Annotated in this window: 13 protein-coding genes; 2 read left to right on the top strand and 11 right to left on the bottom strand. The window is 49.5% G+C overall.

What is annotated here, in order from left to right; all coding sequences use genetic code 11:
• Positions 1-196 precede the first annotated feature (196 nt).
• Entirely contained in the window at positions 197-1654 is a 1458-nt protein-coding gene (locus tag MXE41_RS09880) for a glycoside hydrolase family 32 protein (protein ID WP_247100365.1), read from the top strand.
• A gap of 534 nt (positions 1655-2188) precedes the next feature.
• On the opposite strand, the gene MXE41_RS09885 is transcribed toward MXE41_RS09880, so the two are convergent.
• The 11 genes from MXE41_RS09885 to MXE41_RS09935 form a co-directional block, all read right to left on the bottom strand.
• The gene (locus MXE41_RS09885; RefSeq protein WP_246977881.1) at positions 2189-3082 is read right to left on the bottom strand and encodes an aldose-1-epimerase; all 894 of its coding nucleotides are present in this window, start codon (positions 3080-3082) and stop codon (positions 2189-2191) included.
• A 1505-nt stretch (positions 3083-4587) separates the two neighbouring features.
• The gene (locus MXE41_RS09890; protein ID WP_247100366.1) at positions 4588-5769 is read right to left on the bottom strand and encodes a DUF4357 domain-containing protein; all 1182 of its coding nucleotides are present in this window, start codon (positions 5767-5769) and stop codon (positions 4588-4590) included.
• Positions 5770-6207: 438 nt separating this feature from the next.
• Positions 6208-8256, bottom strand: coding sequence for a hypothetical protein (locus MXE41_RS09895; RefSeq protein WP_247100367.1), 2049 nt, complete (start codon positions 8254-8256; stop codon positions 6208-6210).
• 325 nt (positions 8257-8581) lie between these two features.
• Positions 8582-8923, bottom strand: a complete 342-nt coding sequence (locus MXE41_RS09900) for a hypothetical protein (RefSeq protein ID WP_247100368.1) — start codon at positions 8921-8923, stop codon at positions 8582-8584.
• Positions 8924-9569: 646 nt separating this feature from the next.
• Positions 9570-11150 (bottom strand): hypothetical protein, encoded by a 1581-nt coding sequence (locus MXE41_RS09905; RefSeq protein ID WP_247100369.1) that lies wholly within the window; start codon positions 11148-11150, stop codon positions 9570-9572.
• 326 nt (positions 11151-11476) lie between these two features.
• Entirely contained in the window at positions 11477-12982 is a 1506-nt protein-coding gene (locus MXE41_RS09910) for a hypothetical protein (RefSeq protein WP_247100370.1), read from the bottom strand.
• Positions 12983-14106: 1124 nt separating this feature from the next.
• Positions 14107-15402, bottom strand: a complete 1296-nt coding sequence (locus MXE41_RS09915; protein WP_247100371.1) for a hypothetical protein — start codon at positions 15400-15402, stop codon at positions 14107-14109.
• A gap of 267 nt (positions 15403-15669) precedes the next feature.
• Entirely contained in the window at positions 15670-17289 is a 1620-nt protein-coding gene (locus tag MXE41_RS09920; RefSeq protein WP_247100372.1) for a DUF4357 domain-containing protein, read from the bottom strand.
• A 295-nt stretch (positions 17290-17584) separates the two neighbouring features.
• Positions 17585-18187, bottom strand: coding sequence for a hypothetical protein (locus MXE41_RS09925; protein WP_247100373.1), 603 nt, complete (start codon positions 18185-18187; stop codon positions 17585-17587).
• A 611-nt stretch (positions 18188-18798) separates the two neighbouring features.
• Complete coding sequence (locus MXE41_RS09930) at positions 18799-19815, bottom strand: WYL domain-containing protein (RefSeq protein WP_246977872.1); 1017 nt, start codon at positions 19813-19815, stop codon at positions 18799-18801.
• 1969 nt (positions 19816-21784) lie between these two features.
• A complete protein-coding gene (locus tag MXE41_RS09935; protein WP_246977871.1) occupies positions 21785-22798 on the bottom strand; it encodes an ROK family protein in 1014 nt (337 codons plus the stop codon).
• A gap of 898 nt (positions 22799-23696) precedes the next feature.
• On the opposite strand from MXE41_RS09935, the gene MXE41_RS09940 reads away from it, so the two are divergent.
• Positions 23697-25376, top strand: a 1680-nt coding sequence (locus MXE41_RS09940; RefSeq protein WP_247100374.1) for a DNA methyltransferase, incomplete at its 3' end; no start/stop codon positions are given.

The following is a 25376-nucleotide window of genomic DNA, read 5'->3' on the forward strand; positions in this document are numbered from 1 at the left end:
CTGTAGGGGCTCCCTGCCTGTCGCTGCAGGACAGATCCTGGACAGGCTGATCCGAACCTGGCAGTGGGCTGAGTGCCCCTGGAGCCAGGTTGCTCCTGATAACACAGCAACTGCATTACAAAGTTACAAAGGCATGTCCTGAAAAGGCAAATGGCGGTAAAGCACAGATTAAACAGCTTAGATCAGAGGTTTGAAAATGGATCATAAGAGACATCAGGAACTCGTAAACAAAGCCAATGAGTACATCGAATCCCACTCTAATGAGGTAAATCGTCGTCTGTACCCTGGCTATCACCTGGCAGCACGCACCGGATGGATTAATGACCCTAATGGCTTTTGCTATGCTCTGGGCAAATATCACATCTTCTATCAGTTCTACCCATACGATGCTCAATGGGGACCAATGCACTGGGGCCATGCAGTATCTGACGACCTGATTCACTGGGAGCATGTACCAGTTGCCCTTGCACCTTCTGAGGACTTTGACAAGGACGGATGCTTTTCAGGCTCTGCTATCGAGCATGACGGTAAGCTTTATCTTATGTATACAGGCCATGTGGTTACCGGAGCTGAAGGTGACAACTCTCAGGTCCGTGAGGTTCAGGCACTTGCCGTATCTGAAGACGGCATCAACTTTACCAAGCTGGGTACTGTTATCGAGCCTGAAGATGGCATTACTAATTTCCGTGATCCAAAGGTATGGAAAGACGACAAAGGCCAGTTCCATGTAGTTTTTGGCGTTACCAATCTGCAGGGCGCCGGTGAAATCAGACAGTATGTCTCTGAAGATCTCAAGAACTGGAAGCAGATCTCCATCATCAAAGAGATGGAAGATCAGGCCTTTATGTATGAGTGCCCAGACTTCTTTGAGGTCAATGATAATAAATGGGTGCTTGCTACTTCACCAATGGGTCAGGCACCTGAGGGCTATACCCGCCAGAATACTTCAGTAAATTCATGGCAGTCAGGCTCCTTTGATGGCCTCAACTTTGTTCCAGATTCAAAGCTGTATGAGGTTGACCGTGGCCATGACTTCTATGCCACCCAGTCCACTGCCACTCCTGATGGCCGCCGCGTGGTAATTGCCTGGATGAACATGTGGCGTCTGCCATATCTTTCCGCACCGGATCGCTGGTGTGGAGCTCTGACCCTGCCACGCGTAATCACCTGGAAGGATGGTCACCTTTACCAGCAGCCAGTAGAAGAAACAAAGAGTCTGCGTCTTAAGGAGTACAGCTTTGATAACAGTGCTACCAGACTTACCAGCACTGTTAAGCATATTAACAACAGCTCAGCTCTCGAACTCCTGATGAAATTCAAGCCTTCTGATAATGATGCTGAGCAGTATGGTCTGGCCATAGGCAATTCCATACGCCTCTTTGTTGATCGTCAGACCCGTACTCTGACTATGTTCCGCACTGATCTGAATGCTACTTCATATCGTGCTCTGCCGCTTGAGTGGGATAAAGAACACGAGCTGCATATCTTCATCGACAGCTCATCAATTGAGGTATTCGTCGATCATGGTCATGACGTCATGACCACCAATTTCTTCGGCGCTGATCATAATGTTTCCCTCTATGCCACCAATGGCACTGCTGCCATTCGCGACGTAAAGGTTTATGAGCTCGACCGTCCTTTTCTGACAGTCTAAATTACGGCTGTAGCCTGACCTGCAGAACCAGCAACTGGCTGCCTGCAGGCTGCAGGCTGCAGTCAGCCTGGCAGACAGGAACGGATTCTGACTTCATTTTTCTTTACAAAACTGAATATAAAGTTGATTGACACATATCAGCTATGTATGGTGAGATAAGACCTGCAGATCCGGCAGATCAATGGTCATCGTCATCATCAAATGACTGTCTTTTCCGTCCTGTACTTTAAGGTCAGCTCATTCTGCGATTTTCAATAATACAAAGCCCCGTAATCTGCAAAGATTGCGGGGCTTTGTTTTTTCTGCCAGCAGACAGCCATAAGGCGCCAGGCTGGCTGGATGGAAGTACTACTGCAGGTAACTCACGCTCTGAGAGCTGAGCCAGGTGCATCATCCACCCGGCGGCCGCTGACACTCAGGTCGCAGTTTGAGCTGCGGCTGTGGCTGCAGTTTCAGCTGCAGTTTCGGCTGCAGCTGCAGCTGAAGCTGCAAAGTCTGGTCTGCAGCCTTAAGGGATGGCTCATGATGCTGCAGTTATACCACCTGCTTGAGAGCGCCAATGATGTAGGTCAGGGTGTGGTACTGACGTGGCTTGAGCACGATAAGTCCGGTGCCATTGTTAAAGGCATTGGATGGACAGCTCATTGGTGCTACTGCAAGGCACTTGCGATTGAGGAAAGGCGGAGTAAAGATCTGCATGTAAGGCGCATTGGTCTTACAGTAGACCTTGAGGTCACGGTTCTCCAGCAGCACTGTGTTCATATGAGTAGCATCAGGAGAGGCGAAGGTATGGTCCATCTGAGTATCGCCAATGACGCGCTCGGATGTGAAGTTAAATCCCAGGTCATCAACAGGCACCAGCCTGTCGGCGATCTTGCGCTCGTTTAGGGTATATACCTCCTTGTATGGCATGGTCAGACGGCAGGTATCAATAGTCTCCCCCTCACAGGTCAGATATGGATGCATGCCTACGCCGTAAGGAGCGTCTATCTTTCCAATGTTGGTGGCAGTGATATCCACTTTCAGGCCCATGCCGTTGATTACCTCATAGTTTACGGACAGGTCAATGAGGAAAGGATAGCCATAAATAGGGCTTACATAGGTCTTAAGTACCAGAGCGGTAGGAGAAATTGATGAAATGTGCCACTCTTTCCAGGCAACCAGACCGTGATTGGCTGTCATATTCTCAATGTCATCTACAGGTACCTGATAGTACTTGTTTTCAAAGAGATAACGGCCATCGACGAGGCGATCCGGCCATGGAGCCAGCACCTTGCCCATATGGCCTGCAGGAATAACATCAGGCTTGAATGGCATGATAATGTGATGGCCCATGTATCTGAGACTGGCCACAGCACCACCCATGGTCACAATGGTGGCATTGTAGTCATCACAGACGAGATTGATGGAATTTCCGCTCAGTTGCATAGAATCACCTTACGTAGTACAGGATCGTCAGCCGGACTGTTGCGGTCCCGGCCGGAAATTAACTTATCTCCTGTCGCACTCCTAAAGTTGCGGGATGACCTGTCTGCCTGAAACACAGTCAGCTGTTAATTGCTCCTTCCCTCCTGACTGCCAGCTCCCGCCTGATGCTGCTGCAGCACTGACAGTGCAGCCGGGGCATACAGGCGCAGCAATGCCACGGCTGTGATGCACTGGCGCAAACGTCATGTCCCGCCCGGTCAGACTGGCCGGATCACAAGCACGACAATTCCTGGCATAATTACAGCGGTGCAGTATATAGCTTACAGCAAAGCACCTTGCTGTATGGGATACACAGGTCAGGGACCGGATGTGGACATTAACAGAGCCCTGAGCCTTTTACCAATGAGGTTTTGGACTGGCCCATGGCAGAGGTGGATAATTTTGTTGACAGGAAGTTTATCTGATTAAAAAAACTGACGGCTCCTCCCCTAAAAGGGCATAACCGCCTTATAAAGCATGTGTCGGCCCAGACAGCTTGAGTTCTGTCAAGGGCACAGCCGCCGGTACAGCTTTTTAATGAGCGCCTGACAAAGCGCTGCAGCATGCGGGCAGCCAAAAAGAAAACAGCAGGAAGAAACAATACAGACGGTGACATCAATGACTTATCAGTCAGTGCGTCCTGTGACAGATCCTGCGCAGGTCAGTGCTTATGTCCCATCCCCATACTTACAGCAGTAAAGTCACTGGCTGACCGTTATATGCTGGTCCTGCACACAACAAAGCCTTTCAGGATTGCTGACGGACAGACAAACTGACGAAATGGCAAACAGGCAAGCTGGCAAGCATGCTCAAACAGCATAAGACAGCGTGGCATACATGATGCCTGCACCTGGCGCTGCGCGCTTTGATGCCTTCTGCTCGGGCATCAGACCATTGTCTTTGTATGGCCCTGTCTGCCATGTTGATGGTGACTGAGGCACCTGGCAAACGGACAGGACAAACACAGGACTCCGGCCTGCGGTCGGCCCCTGTGGTGATAACATTTAACATGTTATCACCATCAGGGCGCTAATTATCGGGCATGTGCAGCAAATTCGCACATCTATGCCATAGATCCCAGTTACCAGATAAGAATATTGCCTCAAATATGATCTGCAGGCAGTCACCTGTCGACGAAAAATTAATTGTCGCCATGCTTGAGAGCAACCAGGGGGCTGAGCCGAAGTCGAGCCTGATACAGATCTCAATGGCCCCCTCATGTCCTGACTGTGGCTGCCATAATGAATGATGCAGGGCCGGGGTGTTATGACACTGGCAGGAGCTGGGCCAAAGATGCGCTGCCTCAGTCCAGCCTGCAGCGACCTGAGGACGATTGTGCAGGCCAGATATGGCTCAGCCCCTGACAAGGTCAGGGGCTGAGGGCATGAATGGCGACCATGATGAGTGCTGGCAGCGTGCAGCTGCATTTTCAGCACGATGCCGGGGTGTTTGAGCAGAGGAGCAGATCAGCGCAGGGCTACCTTCCACTTTTTGCGCCACAGGGTACGGCCTGCTGACAGGTTGCCTGCGATAAATGCGGCAGCATCAGACTGGCGCTCGAAGGCTACATCATCGGTCAGGGTGGCACCTGTTCCATAGTCACTAAGACGTCCTTCTTTGACCATGGTCTTCTTGAGCTCCCTTATCTTATCAGAGCAGGCCGGATCATCTGGAGAGGTGACCATGCTGCCCTTGTGGAGCATTACTTTTTTCAGGCCTGTTCCCCTGGTCAGAGAGAACTCGCAGTCCAGCCAGACATTGCCCACGCTCTGAGCCAGATACCATGTAGAACATGGCTCACTTGACCACAGCAGGGTTTCACCCTTTTCATCACCGGCCATAAAAGGGGCGGCCATGGAGTAGGAGGCCAGATAGACATCATCAAGCAGCATGTACAGATTGCCGCATCCGCCCTCAATATGGGAGGCCAGACCATTATCAATAACACGCTGACGCAGACCGGCGGTTATTTTGCACTCCACCCTGGCATCATCAAGGCAGATGATGGAACCCTTTTGAATGCGGGTGGCATAGGATACATGATTGAAGAACTCTTCATACCATGCCTTGATGCCTCCCTCATTGATAAAGGAATACTGGCGGCACAGGCTCTTATGAGACTGAAAGAGCTGTACAGGCTGCAGACCGCCCATAAAATTCTTCCAGAAGGTATTGAGCTCCTCCTGTACCCATCTGATCAGCTTCTGCCCCTCACGAAACTCAGGTCCGGTAAGGGCGTAGCTGTTTTCCACCTGATCCATATACATTGGATAGCCAAGGTGGAACCATACCAGCGGCTTTAAGACAGTCTGCAGGTAGTAATATACCTGAGGGTCAATGGCTATGGTTCTTACAGCAATGCAGATAAAGGTCTTGCCCTTGTATCTGTCTGATGAGGCCAGCTCGACAAAGCAGTCCAGAAGATTCGGCACCCAGGCCGGCTCAATCTGCTCGCTGCTGTCGACAAACCACAATCCGCCCTCACTGAGAACGCTCTCAAGAAACTCATCAATTTCCTGATCAAGCGGCAATGCACAGCAAATGACAGGACTGTCAGGACCGAAGTCAGACACAAAAGGGCCCTTTTCCTGCCCCTCTATCATGTGAAGCTGGACTGACGGCTCGTAAGTAGCAGCTTTTTTCGTCATATTAACCTTCCTGACTGCCCTTTATGAGCAGCATGCTTATGTGTCTGTTGTCCTGTCCGGAAAACAATTCCTTAAGGTAAATCTGTCTGCCCCCTGACCGGATGACTGCGCCCCGTAAGCCCTGCGCATATGTGCTACTACGCACATGGGCTACCTGCAAAAGGTTGAGGTTTTTGCCCATGGCCCCGCCATTACAGCAGCTTCCATGACGACCTGCCGCATACGCAAGGCTGACCATGTTCTGAGCGGGCAGCTGGCCTGAGTCATTGCGCTGTACGCAGCGTCAGCTCAGTTTAGCCAAGGGCATTGCAGGCCCAGGCTTGCTGATGCCATGGCGCTGCACTTAGGGCTGGGCTGGGCTGATGCCATGCCGTGGCTCAGCTTAGTCAGGGACCAGGCTGATGCCGTGGCCCTGACCTGAAGCCTGGCCCTGTTATGTCAGAGTGAGTGGACAGTTTTGAGCTTCCACAGGGCGGCAGCGTCCTTTTTGTTGCCGGCTATGAAAGCTGAAGCCTCGGCACTGCGGGCAAAAAGCACATCATCTGTGAGCTGAGCGCAGATGCCATTGTCTTTCATGCGGCCACTGGCAATGAGCTCATCCTTGAGTGCCTGAACCTTAGTGTCAGTACCCGGTGCATCACGTGATGCCACTTTGCTGCCAGCAAAGAGCATGACTTCTTTTACCCCTCTGGTGATGGTCTGGGCAAAGGTGCAGTCAATGCGTGCTTTATCAAGGCGGCTGTGCAGCTGATAACGGCGGCATCTGGTCCATACGTCAGGCACAACATCATCATGGCGGCTGCCGGCCAGGAAATAGCTGGCCAGCCAGCCTCCGCCCAGATATATGTCATCAAGCAGAGTGTAGTACTGGCGGCCCCGGCCCTGAGACCTGACCATGTTGCCCTCGTAGAGCAGACGCTGCCAGAGATCAATAACCTCGTCAGGCAGTCTACGGCCCTTGCCCACCCAGATTTGAGCGCCTTTGTGGATACGTACGGCCGGGCCGGTCTGGTTGAAAAAGTCCTCACGCCAGCATTTAACGGCACTGTCGCCATATGGAAGATTGAGGCTGGAGCTGATGACAGAACGGCCTGAAGCACAGAACTCTTTATTCCATGGCTGACGGCCTTTAAAGATATCAGGTCTGATGGTCTTAAGTACCACTCTGGCCTGCTCAATAAGACGGGATGCCTCACGGAATTCGTTTCCGGTAAGGGCAAAGCTTGAAGGGTAGCTGTATTGGTGCAGCTCGCGACCCTGATAGAAAAGATACATGTAGGTCAGCATTCTGCAAACATAATTGCTGACCACAGGGTCAATAACGTCAGTACGCAGCACTACAGCATTGAAGACACAGTTATAGGTGTAGTTCTGGTTGCAGTACTTGTCAAACTGAGCTGACAGATTGGAGGTAAATGAGAAGAAACCAGGCTCTGAACCGGTGACAAAGAACATACCACCATGATCAAGCAGCTCCCTCATGTCCAGATCGAGGTTATGTCTGAAAGGGATACGTACTGCACTTACCAGAGCATCAGGAGACTGCTGAGCCACAAATGCACAGTCAAGCGGTGAGCCGATCAGGGTCTGACTTGCATACTCCTTTTCATCTCTTATGCGCTTGAAAGTCAGAGTCTCGGCAGCACGTTCAGTTGAGGTACCAATTACAGTATGGTCACAGTCAGGGCACTGAGGCATGCAGGTACCTGAGCGGCTGCACATCTGACTTCCTGCATTGCAGCTGCAGTCCTCAACATATGCAGAACTGTTACCGTCAATGTCCTTGCCCCATGGGACACTGTTATTACGCCATGCTTTGAGCTCTTCGATACGCTGGATAACCAGATTGAGACGGAACTCCTGGTCGTCATCATATGATTTGCCGGCGCGCATGCTTTGCAGCCGGGAAATTACCTCATCAGGATCTTCAATGTTGAGAAGCATTCCTGAATCAATTCCCAAATCGCTGACATCAGGCAAATCACTCATTATGTCGCTTTCCACGCTGAGGGAATCACCTCTGGTCTCACCAGTGCACTGGCTGGCGCCTCCGGCGGCTCCAGAGCTGGAACCATCACATTCGAAAGTGCCCTCTTCAGCGGAAAAGTCAGGCCTGTTGTTCTCAAGAATATCAATAATGCGATCTGCGGCAGCATCCATCAGGCTGGCATCAAGATCATCAAGACTTAGCTCTTCAGACTCATCTGGGCTGACAGAGTCATCTTTGCTGCCTCTTACCTGAGATTCAGGCAGGAGCAAATCATTGTCATCAGCTGTCTCGATATCACGGCCTTCAGGCTGGCCGTCAAACATCTCGCCGGGCACCTCGATGTCGGCATCGGTACCTGCAAAGCCAAATTCATCATCAGCAAAGTTACCTGAAATCAGGCTCTCTCCACGATGTGTCTCCATGACAGCATCAGGGGAGATGTTATTGTACATGTGCAGAAAAACTTCACGAATGGAGTTATTACTATCATTACTCATAAAATACCCCTGACCGGAACGTTACTTACAGCTGTAAGCCTCGAAGACAAAACACGCTAAAGCCCACGCAGGCCCAGTTGTGGTAAACCGTATGGTGACTGTTTGACTGAAAAATCATTATCCCATGGCGGCGTCAGCGTTTTACAGACACTTTGCCATAAAGTTACAGCTGTGACAGATCTGACGCCAAAATGACCTGACAGAAAAGACAGCTCTGCAACCTGTTCTATCTTACAGCAATATGGCTGAGCAAACATGATTAGCTTAACAGTATCATATACTTTCCCTTTAAAGGGGAGACGATCCCGACCACAATCCATACTTATTATGCCACCCTGACCATGCCCAACCCCGCCTCCGGCTCCAGCTCCGGCCAATTATCAAGCATCAGCATCACTGCATGTACGCACAACATGGCGTCTGTCACCACACTGCATGGCTCGACAGCTGCACTGACGATGCGCGGCATGCCGCACAGCAGTGCAGATACCGTGCTGTGCTGGCATGATCCACATAATGACAGCGCAATGGCGTAACCAAAGCCAATTCGGTGCAGATGATTGTTTTCCACATGCTCTGACAGCAAACCGCTATGCTGACCAGAGGCAGATAGTGAAAGACAATGGTGCAAGAGCAGATTCCCTGCCCCCGTCCAGCTCTGCTGCATACTGCTCCTGAGCCTGCCTGTAAATTGTGGTCAGCCAGTGTTGCGCTTTAGAGCGGCATGATGCCATGGGATGATATGACAGAGAGGCTGGAAGAAGGCGTGTTGATTATGAATGGCTCAGCCTGGATGGCAGGAACGGATGGACAGTCACAGTGTCTGTTCAGGTGGCTTAATCACAGTGTCTGCAGCCAGATACAGGCATTTGCCTGCCCAGTTCAGCACGAATGCTCAATGAGATGTATTTATAAAACCTTATGGAAGCTAAATGGCAAAGTGCAATTGAAAGCTGAGATGAACTGGCCACATAACAGAAGGCAGCCCTGTCCATTAAATCTCAATCATCCTTCATGATTTGGGACCTGCGGCCATCTGGGTATGTGGACGCCTGGCGTCAGATCACAGTGAGCTTCAATGTATCAGTGGTACGTGCACAAGGCGCCAGGCAATTTGGACTACAGGAATCGGGAGCTCCGGAGAGCATGAGCCCCGTGGATCGGGACTATGGGGAGCCTGGGCTCCGGGGATCGGGACTATACGGAGCCGGAGCCCCCGGGCAGCGTGCCCCTTGTGCCTGATTATGTGCCTGACGCTCAATTTGAACATGTAGGAAAACGGCAATTGCCATGTACCAGTTACAGGCAGCTGACTACATATAAAACATTCTGTGGGTATTTTTTACGAACAGATCCTTTTTGTCTGTGGCGTTTGCACATATGAACGATGCAGCCTGAGCGCAACTGCTAAAGAACATGTCCTCCATCAGCATGAAGCCGCCGTGAATCTTTTTAAGTCGCTTCTGTCCTGTAAGCTCTTTTAGATACTGTTTTTGCTCGGCACTACGGCCGATTAGACCGTCAATCCTGGAGCCATAACACAACTGGACAATCTGCTGGTCCCAGAGCTGATAGAAAAAGACATCGCCTGATGGTCCGTTAGTCTCCTTTCTGATTAAGTAGAAGTAGTGAGTATCCTCGTATGTCCAGCACTGCTCAAACGTGAGATTTAAACCGCCATTTATGAACCCACCAGCTCTGTTTTCACTGTTACAGACAACGTCCTCACACAGTCTGTAAATCTTATATCTGATATCTGATATCTCAGTAGCTTTCTCTGAAACAAATGAGACACAACTGCGCAGCTGACTGTCGTCAACAGGAACAAGCATCTTCCTGTCCTTAAGATCACTGATAAGATAGTTCATCTGCTGCGGGACCCAGATGAGCCTTTTATCGACCTGAGCCGGCTGTTCCTTATCAAGGACCAGAATAAGCGATCCCTTACGAATACGAACATAGGGTGCTGTATGCTTTATATAATTTTCTACAGAGGCAAGAATCTCCTTTCCAAAATATCTTACCCTTAATAATCTGCATTTGAAAAAAATGTCAGGTGAAGGGCATATCATGAATGAAGGCTCTTCGAAAGCAGTACTGTCATATTTCTTAAGCATTTGGAAAGCATATTCATAGACCTTGTCTGCATGCTCAAACTCAGAATTTCTCAGATAAAAACATGTGTCTCCGGACATTATGCTGGCTTTTCTACAGATCAAGTCACTGGATCTCTCTGTTTCTGCTCCGCCATTTAACACTATACAGAAAGTCACAGCCAGACAGGCAAGTCCTCTGCTGTCAAGGAGACTTTCATCCACAACAAGGCACAGAACTTTGCTGCTGGTATCAGAATAATAACGTTCAAGATCCTCATAAAGACTCGAGCTTGTCCAAATGGTGGAATCAATCTCTCTTATTGAGCAGTCTACTGTGGGATAGTCTTTATCAGGAGATGATCCGTCAATAAACGTGAAAAGCTTCTGTATGAATGAGTTATCTGCTGAGACACTGCCTTTATCAGGAGATGATCCGTCAATAATGGTGAAAAGCTCCTGTATGACTGAGTTATCTGCTGAGACACTGCCTTTATCAGGAGATGATCCGTCAATCATGGAGGAAAGCACCTGCATGATTAAGTTATCTGCTGAGACTCTGCCTTTATCGGGAGAGCCGCCGACATAATCGTATGTTTTTGTGATGTGAAATATCAGTCCCGGACGATCCAGCAACTTCTTATGCTTTACAAAAGATTTACTTTTTGTATCAATCTTAAATGCCATTAATTCAGTGCACTTACCAGAGGCACATATCTGAAATGAATCGTCATCTCCGACTGCACATCTGACCTGAGGATTAAATTTATCTCCAAAGATTTTGCTAACAGATAGCTTCATTATCTTTCTCCTTGTGGCGGCTGTCTTTCAATGTTCTGCTCAAATTTACATAATCGAAAAGTTTCTTTACAAAACTCACAGGAACACATCAATAAAACGCCCCGCCCTTCAGTAAAATGCCCGGTCCACTTCCGCCTTACGTAAAATGCCCGGCCCACTGCCTGACGAACGATTGACCAAAAGTCTCTGTTGCTTCAACAGGTAATGCCAATGGCGTTATCACTCAATCCGGACTTATCGAAGACTCCCTTACAAGAGAAGCGGGCAAAATGGTACGGCTCATTAAGTATCAGGAGCCTCAGATGGTACGTTCTTAAGTGTTTTCTTCAGATTTCAGCCTGAACCCGTAGAGACTCAATAATTATCACATCTTCGTAATAAGGGTATTTTTCAAATCCTTCCAGCATTTTATGAGCCGCCTCCCGTTTGCAGCAAAGAAACACAGTTGCGTCAGAAAGGCTGGTAAAGAAGATGCTGAAATTAAGCTTTCCTGTCCAGTGGTCAGTCATGCCTATATACTTGTTTTTGATGAGCAGATCTCTGAGACGGGCCATTTCAGGGCTGTGTATGACAAATTCCGGTCCCAGTATTTGAGAGCCAGGCAAAACCTCAAGGGTATGGCTCTGCTCTGTCCTGTGAAGAGCCACCTCGACACGTGCCTGACGAGCCCCGTGCATAAGGGTAAGAGTTCTGATCCCGACAGGCTTGCTCCAGCCGCCATCGCCTGAACTTTTGATACCTGTAATAAAGGTTGCAGCATCAGCATGATTTTCAAAAATGACATCCTCCTGAAGGATAAAAATGCTGCTGCCCGAGTCATGCTCTTTCAGGGCATGACTATTTATCAGTCTGCTGTTAAGACGTGCAAGCCTGCCTTTGAGCTCATTCTTCTCTCTGCAGACATACGAGCCTCTGGTGACGGTAACATGGGTGCAGTTATGCTCGTGCAGCTCACTGCCACCGGCTATAATCTCATGTCCTCCAACCTTGCGTCTGAACAGTATTCTGTTGGGCTCCAGTTTAAGAGGTCTGTGGCAGAGGTAGGGGGTGTCAGGCCCCTCTTTGGCCCTTTCAGCAGGGCAGTGACAGAAGTCTGTGCCATCTACATAATCATAATAATCTGTGTCGTAGCTGTCCTGGCTGCGATCTTCAGACTCTGATTCATAATCTTCATCATAATATTCATCATCATCTTCTTCATCCCAGTCCCATCCTTTGTCGTCATCATCATCTTCTTCCTCCTCCACGAAGGCTTTACTGACTGGGAAGCCTGTATCACACAGGTTAAAAAGGGTGGAACTGAGCATGAACAGAAGGTTACGACCTCTGACAAACACTTCGTCCATTGCAAAGTGCTCAGAGTCGGTAAGAGCAAAAAGCTTTGCCCCCTTGCGGAATACCCTGCTACAAAAATGAAAGGAGGAGGGATTGTCTTTGCTGCTGGTACGCTTCAAACTAGCCTGAAACACATTGCACAGCCAGTTAATGCCATCTTCATGAGCTCTGTCCTCAGGAATTGCCAGTCCATACAGCTCGGTAAAACGGTCCAGATCGGGCTGGGACGCAAAGCTGCTCACCATGTCCTGAAGACTCTCGCAATACCCAAGAGTTACATCACCATTGCGGTTTATAAAGTAAATACCAGGCTGCTTTAACCTTGCATCTTCTACAGGAGCCGCATCAGCACCTGACGGGCGGTACCTGAAAGCATGAAGCACAGGCTCCCTTGGCAAATGAGCAAAGATCAGGCTGCTGTTTAATCTCTGCGGGTCAGAAAAACATGGATTGTCAAAGAAATTATTGTAATCAGAATCCCACTCAAATAACCTCATGCTACCTGCTCCCATTGTATGCCGGGCCTGCTGCAGCCCTGTTCTTAAAAGCAACGAACCTCAAGGTCCGTCCATACTGTTTTAACTGTTATCTGCCTTACAGGACATGCTGACTGACATTGGCATAAGCACAATACTGCCACGATCAGTCAACAGTCCACAGGCCCCGGATATCTGCATGCATCTGTACCTGAGAGCGTGCCGACATTCAGAGATTAGCTCTGGCCGGATCATCATTGCTGACATGCAGAGATTAGCTCTGGCCGGTTCATCATTGCTGACATGCAGAGATTCGTGCTGACCGGCTCATCATGGCTGATATGCAGCAGCAACAGTCTTACCATGGCGATGCGGGCAAATGCGCGGCCTTAGAGGGCCTGATGCAGGAATTGGGCTTCTTTAGATGAGCTTATGGACAGGGCAGAACTGTCCATGCCTGTTGCCAGCCCTTGCTGCAGCGCAGAGCTGCTGGCGTACTGGTTATATGGCTGTGCCTCAGGCGGCGTCAGCTGCTGCAGCACGGGTGCTGCAGGGTGCAGCAGACTGAGTCTTACTCCGTGCGATGATACTGCCTCGGGCAATACCAGCTGCTGCAGCACGGGTGCTGCAGGGTGCAGCAGACTGTTTCTTACTCAGTGCGATGATACTGCCTCAGGGGCGTCAGCTGCTGCAGCACGGGGCTGCAGGGTGCAGCAGACTGTGTCTTACCCCGTGCGATGATACTGCCTCAGGCGGCGTCAGCTGCTGCAGCACGGGTGATGCAGGGTGCTGCAGACTGTGTCTTATTCTGGGCGTTGACGCTTCCTCATGGCATCCATTTCGGTACGGGACTGTACCTGGATTTGAGTACTGCTGTGCTGCCTTGCTTGCGGCTGTGAATTACTGCTATGAACTCAGATACCGCTTTTAATGATTACAGGCTCAAATATTGAACACTTTCTGTATGTTTGTTTGTTGATTGATTGATATCAGGTTTTAGAAAGCGTTTTACGAGCTCTTTTCAAAGCACAGTACTTGCTGTCATATTCAGGGACAGCATACCTGATGACAGGAGCATTACTCAAGAAGTTATTGCTGAGCATTATGGATCGAGCTCACAAAATTTATGCGGCTGAAAATGGGGGCTACTGCACAGACTGGCTCGATGCCACGCCATTGTCCCAGAGATCGCGACTGAGGTCTCTTGTTCCTGTGATAAAAGTGCCTGCCTGGGTACGGCTCTTAAAGATAAGATCGTCCTCCATAACGCAATAGTCACCCTTTAAGGTAAGGCTGCCCTGAGCAATGAGCTTTTCCTTGAATATTGCAATATGTGAGGAGGTGCCAGGGAAATCAGGGCCCATGACAACACTGCCTCTGAGGACCTGAACAGTCTCACAGCCTTCAGACTCATGAATTGCCAAGCGCCCCCTGACGTCATGACCTACAGACTTGCAGCTGTATAAACTAAAAAGGGCTGGTGCAGCACCCCAGCCGATACGTGAGTCTGCCGCAATTCCGGTGATAAATGATGCGGCCAGCTCATAAGAGCTCAGGACTACATCCTCTCTTAGCAGATAAACACCTGGCTCGTCATTAACGGCAACCAGAGATTCACGTGCCTTTAAGTCCTTATCAAGACTCTGGAAAGGTGAAGCGCGACCTCCTGCTCTGCATATATGCGATCCCCTTCGTAAGGCAACAGTGCTGCTGCCCTCAAGCTCGTATAGCACCTCACCACTGGCCACAATGTCATGACCGGCAACTTTGCTGTTAAATACAGTAAGGCGTGGGTAATAGTCTGTACATGAAGTGAATGTAAGCCATGGGGTATCACTGTCACAAAGACGCTGGTCGCTGAGCATGCTCACAGCTGTATCACAGGCCTCATACGCTGCATTGAACTGAACTTCTCCCAGAGCAAAAGAACAGTTTCCATGTCTTTTGAGCACACATGCACTCAGCACCCCGCTCTCAACACGATCCACAATCATGGTCAGCAGGCAGCTCAGCGTCGCACGTCCACCGGCAAGTCCGGCAGCGGCTATGCCCATAAAGCACCAGGCCCCATCGGGTGCACGCAGCTTAACATGGGCTTTGCCTTTGCTCTTTTGACCGTCCTTTAAAGCGTTGAGAACGGCATTGAGGCTGTCGGTGCAGCCCACATGCAGCTCACTGTTACCATATACCAGGTAAATTCCAGGCTGCTCCATGGAGACAGCTGTCTGTTCGCTTGCAGCAGTACTGTCCATGGTTGCAGTAAACACTGTCATACTGAGAGTACCGTTACTGCACAAAGTGCGCACACCCTCAGGTCCATCAGGACAGGAAAAAACTGTGAGAACACCCTCGTTTTGCTGAGGGTCAATATTGCCAAATCCTGTCATAACAACTCCGAAGAACAGCTCAATTAACTCAGACGCCAAAGAAACAATGGCCACTTGTGCCTGTCTGCGCAGCCGCCGCAGCTGCATGAGCTGCAGCAGTAGCTGCCGCAACGTTTACAGCCGCCCCTGCTGCAGTAGCAGCCGTAACGCCTGCCGTGCTGCAGACATGCCATGAACAGACTGACTGCAGGTCCATACAGGAACGAAAATAAGCCTGCATTGACATTATACAGCCCAATATACAGCAAAGCCCCTGAGCTTGCGCTCAGAGGCTGCTTCCCGCTCCATCATTGATCAGCAAAATGACGAGCGGGCATCAAATCAGGGAAAGACCTCTTTGAAGGTCTGACCATTATCATTTTTCCAGGCTTCCCTGCCATTTACAGAATAGCCCCTGACAAATTCGGCCGCTGTTGAGGCTGATGTGAAAAGCACATCCTCCATCAGCTCCAGGTAATCACCATGGTCATAAAGACCACCGCTTTTAAGCAACCTGCTCCTCATATCCACAACAACAGGCTTCATGTATGACGCGAGGCTGACGAAAATCTCTGATCCTTTGATCAGTACAATACTGTAATTTTTCGATACCCGGGTTGCATAGATTCTGGAGGTCAGGCGCCTGTTGCTTTTCGTAGTCCCTGTAATGGCAAAGGATCTGACGCACGTACGCGCCAGTTCACCGGCACGGGCAGCGCCTCCGGTAAGGAAACACCCCACGTCTGCTTCAGAATTAAGATCTACATTCCTTTCCAGTTTATAAAGTACTGATCCTCTGCTCACAGCACTGAGCTGACCATCGCAGAGCATCTGCTTTTTGAACATGACATCATATGAGTTCACAAACGGGTCATCATTAACCACAATGGTACTGCCTTTAAGCACGGTATAGCCGTCGTCAGTTTTCTCAACCCATGCCTCAACAGGGCTGTCGCAGCCATGAACTTCCTGATGAATAAAGGAAAGATCTCTTGCCGGACCAACATTTACAAAGGACTGTCGTCCTGTCTTATGACCGGAAATTACATCGACGGGATCAGTGATAACAATCCTTTCTTCAGCCCGTTTGACAGTTTCAGACTGCTCCTTTCCACTGGCCGCTCCAGATTGCCTGGTGCAGTCACTGCCAGTCTTATTAACCAGCAGGTCCTGTTGCCCGTGCTCGGCACCTCCACCTGACTGCTGTGCAGACACATTGCCGCAGGAGCTCTTCTTCTGGCAGGTATCAGCACCGTATGTACTGACGGTGTCAGCTCTATCCGTTTTGCTGATGTCAGCACCATTCTGGCTGGCCTCGGTATAGTCAGCCCTCTTCTGGCTGGCTCCGGTATTGTCAGTACTGCAGGTTGTCTGGTCAGTGGTTGTCTGGTCAGTAGTTGCCTGATCAGCCGCATGGTTAAAAGCTGATTTAGATGTGGCAGGTTCACTTTCCGGGTCGAGAAGATTAAAGCCCACCAGAGAGGACATGATCAGTCCTGTTTCCAGGAAGTCCTGTACAGAGTCCTTGCTGAACCCGGTTATGACTTCCCTGTCAGGTTCTCTTGCATTGTACAGTTCGTACAGATCAGATGCCTTAATCAGCTCTTTGAGGCTGTCTGCCATACAGGCGATAACTTCACGGTTCATCCTGTTGTTTTCATGGGTAATGAAGACAACATGAGTGAAAAAATCCCTGTCCGCCATGGTTATATGCTGTCTGAGCCTCTTGATGAGGTCATCGGTATACCCGGCCCAGGCACAGTACTTTTTACCCTCAGCTGATGAAGGTCCGATCAGCACGTAAGCTCCGGCATTGTGAATGTATCTGATGCTGTCGGAGCTGCCTATAAGTCTGCGGGGAACTTTCATAACAACAACACTGCTGTCCAGACCGCCAGTAACAGTGATACGACCGCTGACAGAACCGTCATGCAGCTGCAGGTTAAAATGTCTTTCACTCATACAAATCAGGATTTCGCTTGGTAATACGTGCTGGGCAGAGCAGCCATCAACATCTGTGGATAAAAGATTATCCTTAGTATGTGAAGAATAAGTCTTTCATGAGCCCACCCGGTCGTGACAGGCAGCATGGCCGGGTGGCTGGCAGAGAGCTAAAAGTATCAGGATTCAGAACATAATTTCAGAGCCTTAATGACGGCTCTGGCCCACTCATGACTTTGCCTTAATGCTCATCGTGGCCCTTATTGATCAACAGGGAGCTTACTGTTTCCGAGGTGCCTTATTGTCCCATGGTGGCTTACTGTTTCTTAGGTACTTTGTTGCCCTGGGCATCCAAAGTCCAGTCAAAGTCAATGTAGAGCTCGGTAAAGTCATCCCAGCTGCTCTGCTTGTTCATGGCAGCGCCATTGGATACTTCTTTCTGGATTTTCTCAAGATCTTCAGCGGTGTACTCAAACTCCTGGAACTTAAGCTCGCACTTGTCATAGAGATGGTCAAAATGCTTGTTCCAGTAATTTTTGTCGTAGTCGCTGGCGTTGATGCGATCGTAATCGTCCTTCTGCTCAATAAGGCTTCCGACAACAAGGATTTCCGAACGGGCCATGCCTATTTCATCAAGCAGTACATCTGTGGAGAGCTTTTTAATCAGCTCAGCCTTGACAGGCAGATCAACACGTACATCAGCCTCTTCGATAAGAGACTGCCAGCCCTCGTCAGGTAGATTCTTAAGCACGTAAAGGTATTCGTGAACAACTGCTGCGCCCAGCATGCAGGAGCGCTGATCCTTGAAATGAGATGCAAAATCTTCAAGGGAAATCTGGGTGTCCTCGGCAGCAGAGGATACGTTACTTAAGCCCAGCACACAAAAGCTCAGCAGAGCTGTTATGGCAGATTTAAGCATGAGGTGTCTCCTTAATGTCCTGATGCGAGTCCATCTTAAATGAGCGGTTCCGGTATCAGGATTCTTGTTCTGTCATTAGCTGAGATGAGGCTGCTTACAGCAGCGAAAACAGCAGTGAAAATATGAAATCAGGCCTGATCATAGCGATAAACATTCAGGCTAAAGACAGGAATGTCAGATGACAGATGTCAACTCTTCATCTCAGGGAGGCAGAGATGAAAACGGCATTTGTGAACAGTATTCTTTCGCAGCCCATAATCAGGCTGTGCAGGGTATGGCATAGTTACAGAAACCAATGCCAGTATCACCAGGTCCATTATCGTTTAATTGACCATACCAGGCAAGCCAAAATCCCGCATAAATACCGATATCGTGACCTGGAACATACAGTATTGTGCTCAGGCAGGAAAACGCTTTCGTAATGAACCTGGGATCCAGACATAATTTCATACCCTCAGGATCCCAGGCAGTCAGACTTTGAACGCGATGAGACCTGCTGTCAGGCGGCCAGAAACGAAAAATGCGGCCGTAGCCGCATCGTAATCAGATATTTCTCAGACAAAGAGCCGTAAACAAGCCTCGGCAGCAAAAGGCTGCTGCAGAATTATGGTTTAGCGGCCGCCAGAAAGGCGACGGACAATTTCCATTTCGTTGTCGAGGATAAATTCGTTATTTTCGCGCATAACACGGCCTTCAGGGCTCATGTCTGCCAGATTGAAGTAATCCAGTGCGTAATAGACCAGAGAGCGGCGGGTGGTGAAAGTAAGAGTGCCGTTCTCTTCCATGCCGTAATCCATTTCAATAGCGCGGCGACGACGGCGCGGCAGTCTAGGGTTAGCACGCAGAACAAGGTCAATAAACTCGTTCCAGTCGCGATCATCCTCAGGGCCGGTACCCATTTCACGGAATCCGTTACCCATTGGGTCAGCATAGCGATCGTTAGGGGCAGGAATATCAGGGCTGTCGCAGCGCACAATACGGGAAAGCACAAAGTCACGGAAGCCATGACGGTAGTAGCAGTAGGCGCGTACATACCAGCGGCGGCCATCGAAAGCAAAAGCATGCGGAGCTATCAGATGCTCGGTATCATTCTCTGAGGCCATGTTCATATAGGTGATATGAACAGCCATACGCTCACGTATAGACTCAATGAGGTTGAACAGCATGGTTGAGTCGATGTTGTTCAGTGGCTGAGGAACCATGGACACAGCCATTCCAGGGATATAGCCGAAGATATTACGGCTGGCTGGAATAGTACCCATGTTCAGACCAAGCAAATCATTGAGATATACCCTTGGAGAACTCAGCTCAGGGAACAGTGGCTTGAAGTCGTCAGTTCTGATGTAGTACTTCAGATGACGATCGTAGGAAAGGTTATTACGAGGAGGAAATGCCTCCTGAACCAGAGCATTGTATCGGGACAGATCAAGTGAGGCCTGTGGTACAGAGATATTAAAAAACTCCACCAGGTCACGACGATTAAGGCGGCCATCGCAGCTCAGACGAAAGTCAATGAACTCCAGACGACGCTGCTGACCCCAGTTAGCTGAAGTAGTGGTCACCTGCTCGTTATTCTTTTCAAAGCCTGAAGCAGCACTGGATGTTGATGAAGCGTTAGCTTTTCTCATGTTATCTTCCTTGTATGCACAGGATCTGTGCAGAAAGTCATACTCAAGGTCGAAGCTCTATGACTCTTTGCCGTGCCGCGTGGGCACTGTCCACTTACACACTGAAATATACCTGCCTGACACTGCACTGCAGGCGGACTCTTTTGATGCCCCCTGATAAGTATCACAAAACATCAGGGCAATAAGCACCGCTATCCGGTCACTTACTTAATCAGATCATGCCGGGCTTATGGCATTCCTGTCAGCAGTTGCAGCGAAGCTGCAATATGATACAGCGACGCTACAGTATGATGTAGCGAAGCTGCAGAGTGATTTGCACTGGCCGGGCAGATAAAGGACCAGAACTGCTGTCAGAAAATCAAACAAAGTTAGAAAGTGATGCACCTTTCTGTCAGCCCCGTGTGAGACGCCCCGGAGCGGCTCCATAACAGCATCCTTTGTACAGCTGACGCCAGTGATCTGTTAATACACGCTCATACCAGCCCCATATCCAGACAGAACATGAAGTGCTGGGACAGGTATAAGAAGTTCACTAAACAGGGAAAGAACAGGAAGGTGCGGCAGGCCTGAAGGCTTCTGCCATGGTATGGCACCGGCATCATTTACAGTGGTGGTGTGCGCCATTATCCGCATATTGAGGATGCATTCATAAAACATTTTATGAATCACAATGGCATGTCCATACCGTGAAATTTTTTAACCGTAGTGTTATCAGAGCCGCAAAGAGCCGTATTGGCAGGGGTGCTTTGTCTGCCAGAACACCAGCCCGGGCAGACAAAGCGGAATCGACCTGACCGGAAAAACCGGAGCGGTCTGATACAGGATCCCTTGCACGTGGATCCTTTTTACACAAAGTACAGAGTCGTTATTAAAGACGACTCAAAAGTCATCCCGGCCGGACATCCGCCATTTGCCACAGGTCGGATAATCTTGTTCCGGCAGGGTTAATCAGGCTGAAACTCTGACATGACAGCACCTCTATGAATTTTGAGGAGGCGGTGGCACCTGCCACAATCACAACCAAAGTTGCTAATCATATCAGCCAATGCTGAAGCCCTGCTGCAGCAATCTTTCCTCTGGCCGACCGCTCCCGCGCAACCATGGTCATAGACCTGTGGTCAGCAAGGGTGTTTCATAGCCGGCAATACAGAGGCCTGTAATCACCATCAGCAGAGCTGAAACAGTTCGGTAAAGCACCATCACACTGCAACCGAATAATGCAGCCTGTCATGCTCAACCAGAATCTCAGCCTCAAGCCCTTTGGCTCAGGACAGGACAGTTTAAAAATCTGTCTTACCCTGTGTACTCAGAAAATAAACTTACTTTCTGAGTGCGCCTGGGCAGGTCCACACTCACGGGTAACCCCATGAAATGGCCAGTTCAGTATAACACCAATAATTTTTAGGGTAAATATTTTTTATATCGTTTACATGCCTGTTCCGTATAGACAAACAACGCATGACGGATCCGACCTGCACGGCATTTCATTAACCAGACACAGCTGCAGAAAGTACAAACAGCCAGAGGTATGCACTGTATAAGGAGCCATCTGACAGCAGTGTTAAGAGTGTGCGAACATTTTGTCCATACGAATAACAGCAATACCAGGCGCATGAGCACAAAAGAAATGATGAAAAATAAATATTCTGTTCCTGAGCTCACAACAGTGCACTTATAAAGGGCGCTACAGATGCCTGAGCCCTCAAGGGCGCCAAATAGCATCAGGCGTTATGCTAAGCCTGACGCAGACGACCACATCGCATAAGGCTGTTATGCCCAGCCCGATTCATACGACTACATCGCATAAGGCAGTTATGTCCAGCCTGAATCAGACGAACACATCGCAGTTACCAGCAAGAGCTTACTGTCACATTAGCTTATATTTGCACAAAACAAAAAAGCACCACTTTACAAAACGAATAGTGGTGCTTCTTTTAAATCTGTTCAGATTGCAGCGCAGCTGTGCTTACTAAGGCTGACTTGGATTGTTAACCTGCTGCAGACACAAGGTAATCATGCCTGACACAATGTCTTCACGAATCTTGTCAGTCACTTCAATCTTAGGCATGAGAACGATTTCAGCCTCGTTGGTCAGACGGCGCTTAAGACGATCAGCAAGAGCAGGGCCTGACTTGAGGCTTTCTGTAAACACAACAATCAGAGCCGGGTTGAGCACGCAGGTAACAGCCTGCAGTGTGCGTACAGCCAGATCATCAGCGGCCTCAGGCTCAAGCGGCAGAATGCCTATGTTGTTATACATAGGGAAGTGCTTAACCTCACCTGCAAGGCCGTCACGACCTCTGATAAGAGATCCGTTGTAGCAGAAAGAACATACAGGGGAGCGACCTGGAACCAGAGCAAGACCGCAGACGAACTCGTAGCCTGAGTGGCGCTTGAAAGCACCGAGAGTTGCTGCATTGATATCTGTTTCAAAGAAAACAGGCAGACGGAAACGGTTCTTGAGATGCTGGGCCAGACGGCGTGACATAGGGTCACGGCGCAGAGCCGAAGCCATACGACCACCGATGGTATCTGATGGCATGGAGATGCCAATCATGGAAATCTTAGGGAAGCGCTCAATGTAGTTTTCAATTGCTACGCGGAACTCGTCAGTATGAACGGCCTGAAGCAGCTCCTCGCGGCGTTCAATACACTCTCCAAACAGGTCATGTATGGAGTAACCGGCGTAGTCATGTCCGCCACGCTTGTAACAGGAAATGATCAATACCAGCTTGTAGGCAGCGTTAAAGTGATAGGTAGTAGCAGGGCGACCCTTAAGGTTCTTGGTGTGAGCGCCCAGACGAACCTGACCGGACTGGACCAGCTGACTTAAAAGCTTGTTTACGGTCACCACGGACAGACCAGTGAGCTTGTTGAGCTTGGTGGCAGTAGATACCTGCTCCTTGTGCAGGGTCCTGAGCACCATCTCAAGGTTCTTCTCACGAATGTCGTGGCTCATCAGCAGTTGATTGAGATCTTTCAAGTTACACCCCGGTTAAACAACATTACAGTCAGGCACTTCCACGCACCGACTGATCAGCATCATGTCTGTCTGAAGCTTATAAGGACAGGCCAGATCCATCCAGATAACAGGTTCACTAATGCACAGCATTCCCGTTCTGCCTCAGCAGCGGGAATTAATAAGCAGATTAGGGAACGGAGCTACTGGGAGCACAGCCATCAGAAATTACTTTCACTGAAGCTGCCTGTGTGAGCATAAAGCTGACGCAGAGGTAGTCTGTGCCATGGTGTTTTCTTTTCTGACTATGAGATTTACTTACACCAGGAATATTCAATCACAGGACTATGCCCCCTATTGGCAAAACGCCTCAGTAACGGCGCGCAAAAGGCCTGTATCCCGGCTGGGCGCAATTATTAAAGCAAGATTAATTAATTGCCGCAATAGTTTTGCAACAAGTTATCACCGCCTGGTAACCGTACCCTTAAACAGCTCCAAAGTGCTTAAGCTCAGCTGCACTCTTTTAGCCTTCAGAGCCCTCACAACTGCCTGCACAACAGCTGCTGCACCGCAATCATGCTCAATTCTGTCTGATGCCACGACTCAGAGGTCAAACTGGCATCTGCAAAATTGTCTTACCTGCACGATTGCCTCAACAGAATTGGCAGCATCTGCCCCTCTTTTGACCAGCCTGAACATAATTGACAGAGTCTATTTGCGGGGTACTCTGTCGTAAAGAGCAAATTATGTGAGAGCCCAGAAAAAACGCGATGCCGCAGATTGCAAACACACCATACAATGATATCTTATAGTCCGACGGTGCAGCCAGATCCAGACTTAATGTAACAGCCAGTACATTTCCATACGGAGGGATCTTCTGCCCAACTGCCTACCCACCCGTTTTTATTGAGATTTAACCGCCATGGCCAGGAAATCTTCAAAAGACCTTTCCGTTCAAATCAAAGAACTGTGCGACAGCATGCTCGCCAAATGGGAGCCCGAGACACTCTTTGCAGAACTTCTGAGAATGTACGGAATTGCCAATGACTCCATTAAGATGGCTCTTCAGGATGCCCCTGGCTTTAATGTCGCCTCCAAAGAAGTAGACGAGACCATGGCACGCCCGGATATTGCCATTTCCAGGTCAGCCTACTTCAGATTCGTCAAAGACGATGCTGATGCAGCTGCGGCTATGCAGTCAGTCCGCGCTCTCAAAGAAGTAACCGGAACAAAACACAAGTTCCAGTACCTGATCTGCGCTGCACCTAACACCATTCATATGTTCGATACCATCGAGCATGACAACCTTGTGATTGGCTACGAGGATCTGCCTGGCTACTACAGCTTTATGCTGCCTCTGCTTGAAGGACGCAGAGCCCGTATTGTCTCCAGCCAGGAGGCTGACAGAAAGGCCTGCCTGAAACTCACAAGACTGCTTGACACCCTTGCTGACCACAACAACATCAGCAGTGACTCCATGGAGCAACTTAACAGTTTCATGGTACGCATACTGTTCTGCTTCTTTGCCGAGGACACAGGGGTGTTCCCCCAGGGAGACGAAAATGTCTTCTCCAATGCCTTCAACAAACTGGTCGACATGCACGGCACCAACGCCAGAAAGTTTTTTGAAGACCTGTTTACAGTACTTAATACGCCTGAAAAAGACAGGAAGAGCCTCGAAAACAAGGTGGCCAACGAGCTGCTTCAATTCCCTTACGTGAACGGAGGACTGTTTGCACAAACCGGCTTTATTCCTGAGTTTGACATTGCTACCCGCAATCAGTTCACTGACTGCGGAAACCTGCGCTGGAGTGACATCTCTCCTGCAGTCTTTGGCTCCATGTTCCAGGGCGCAATGAATAAGGCCGAACGCCGCAACATGGGCGCTCACTACACCTCTGAAGAAAACATCCTCAAGCTCATCAAGCCGCTGTTTCTTGATGCTCTTTACGAGGAGTTTCATGAAATCAGAAGGAAAGCAGATGCCTCTGGCACCAGGATGACTACGGTCAGGAAGAAGTGTTACGAATTTCTTGAGCGTATGAGCAAGCTCAAGTTCCTTGATCCTGCCTGCGGCTGCGGCAACTTCCTGCTGGTTACCTACAAGGAGCTGCGCACCCTTGAAAACCAGGTTCTCGAGTACATCAGTGAGGGCACACTGACCGAGTCCTTTATCGACATAAACCAGTTCTATGGCATTGAAATCGAAGACTGGCCGGTGGAGATTGCACACGTTTCGATGTGGCTGATGCAGCACCTGATGAACCAGCAGGCCAATGCCACCCTGGGCTCCAACATGTCCTCCATCCCCCTGAAGTCATCGGCCACCATAGTCAGAGCCAACGCCCTTACTACTGACTGGAACGACATCCTTCCAGCCTCTGAGTGCTCTTACATACTTGGTAATCCGCCATTTGTGGGCGGTAAATACCTTAGTTCCGAACAGAGGGAGTGGCTAACAGCAACTTATCCTCCTAAATACAAGCTTGGCTTTACTGATCTTGTGACAGCGTGGTTTGTCAAGGCATCTGACTTCATGAGTCAGAACTCCAGAATAATGAGTGCTTTAGTAGCAACTAACTCAATTTGTCAGGGGCAGCAA

Origin of the sequence: Anaerobiospirillum sp. NML120449 (genome assembly GCF_023051105.1) — a bacterium.
Classification (GTDB): Bacteria; Pseudomonadota; Gammaproteobacteria; order Enterobacterales; family Succinivibrionaceae; genus Anaerobiospirillum.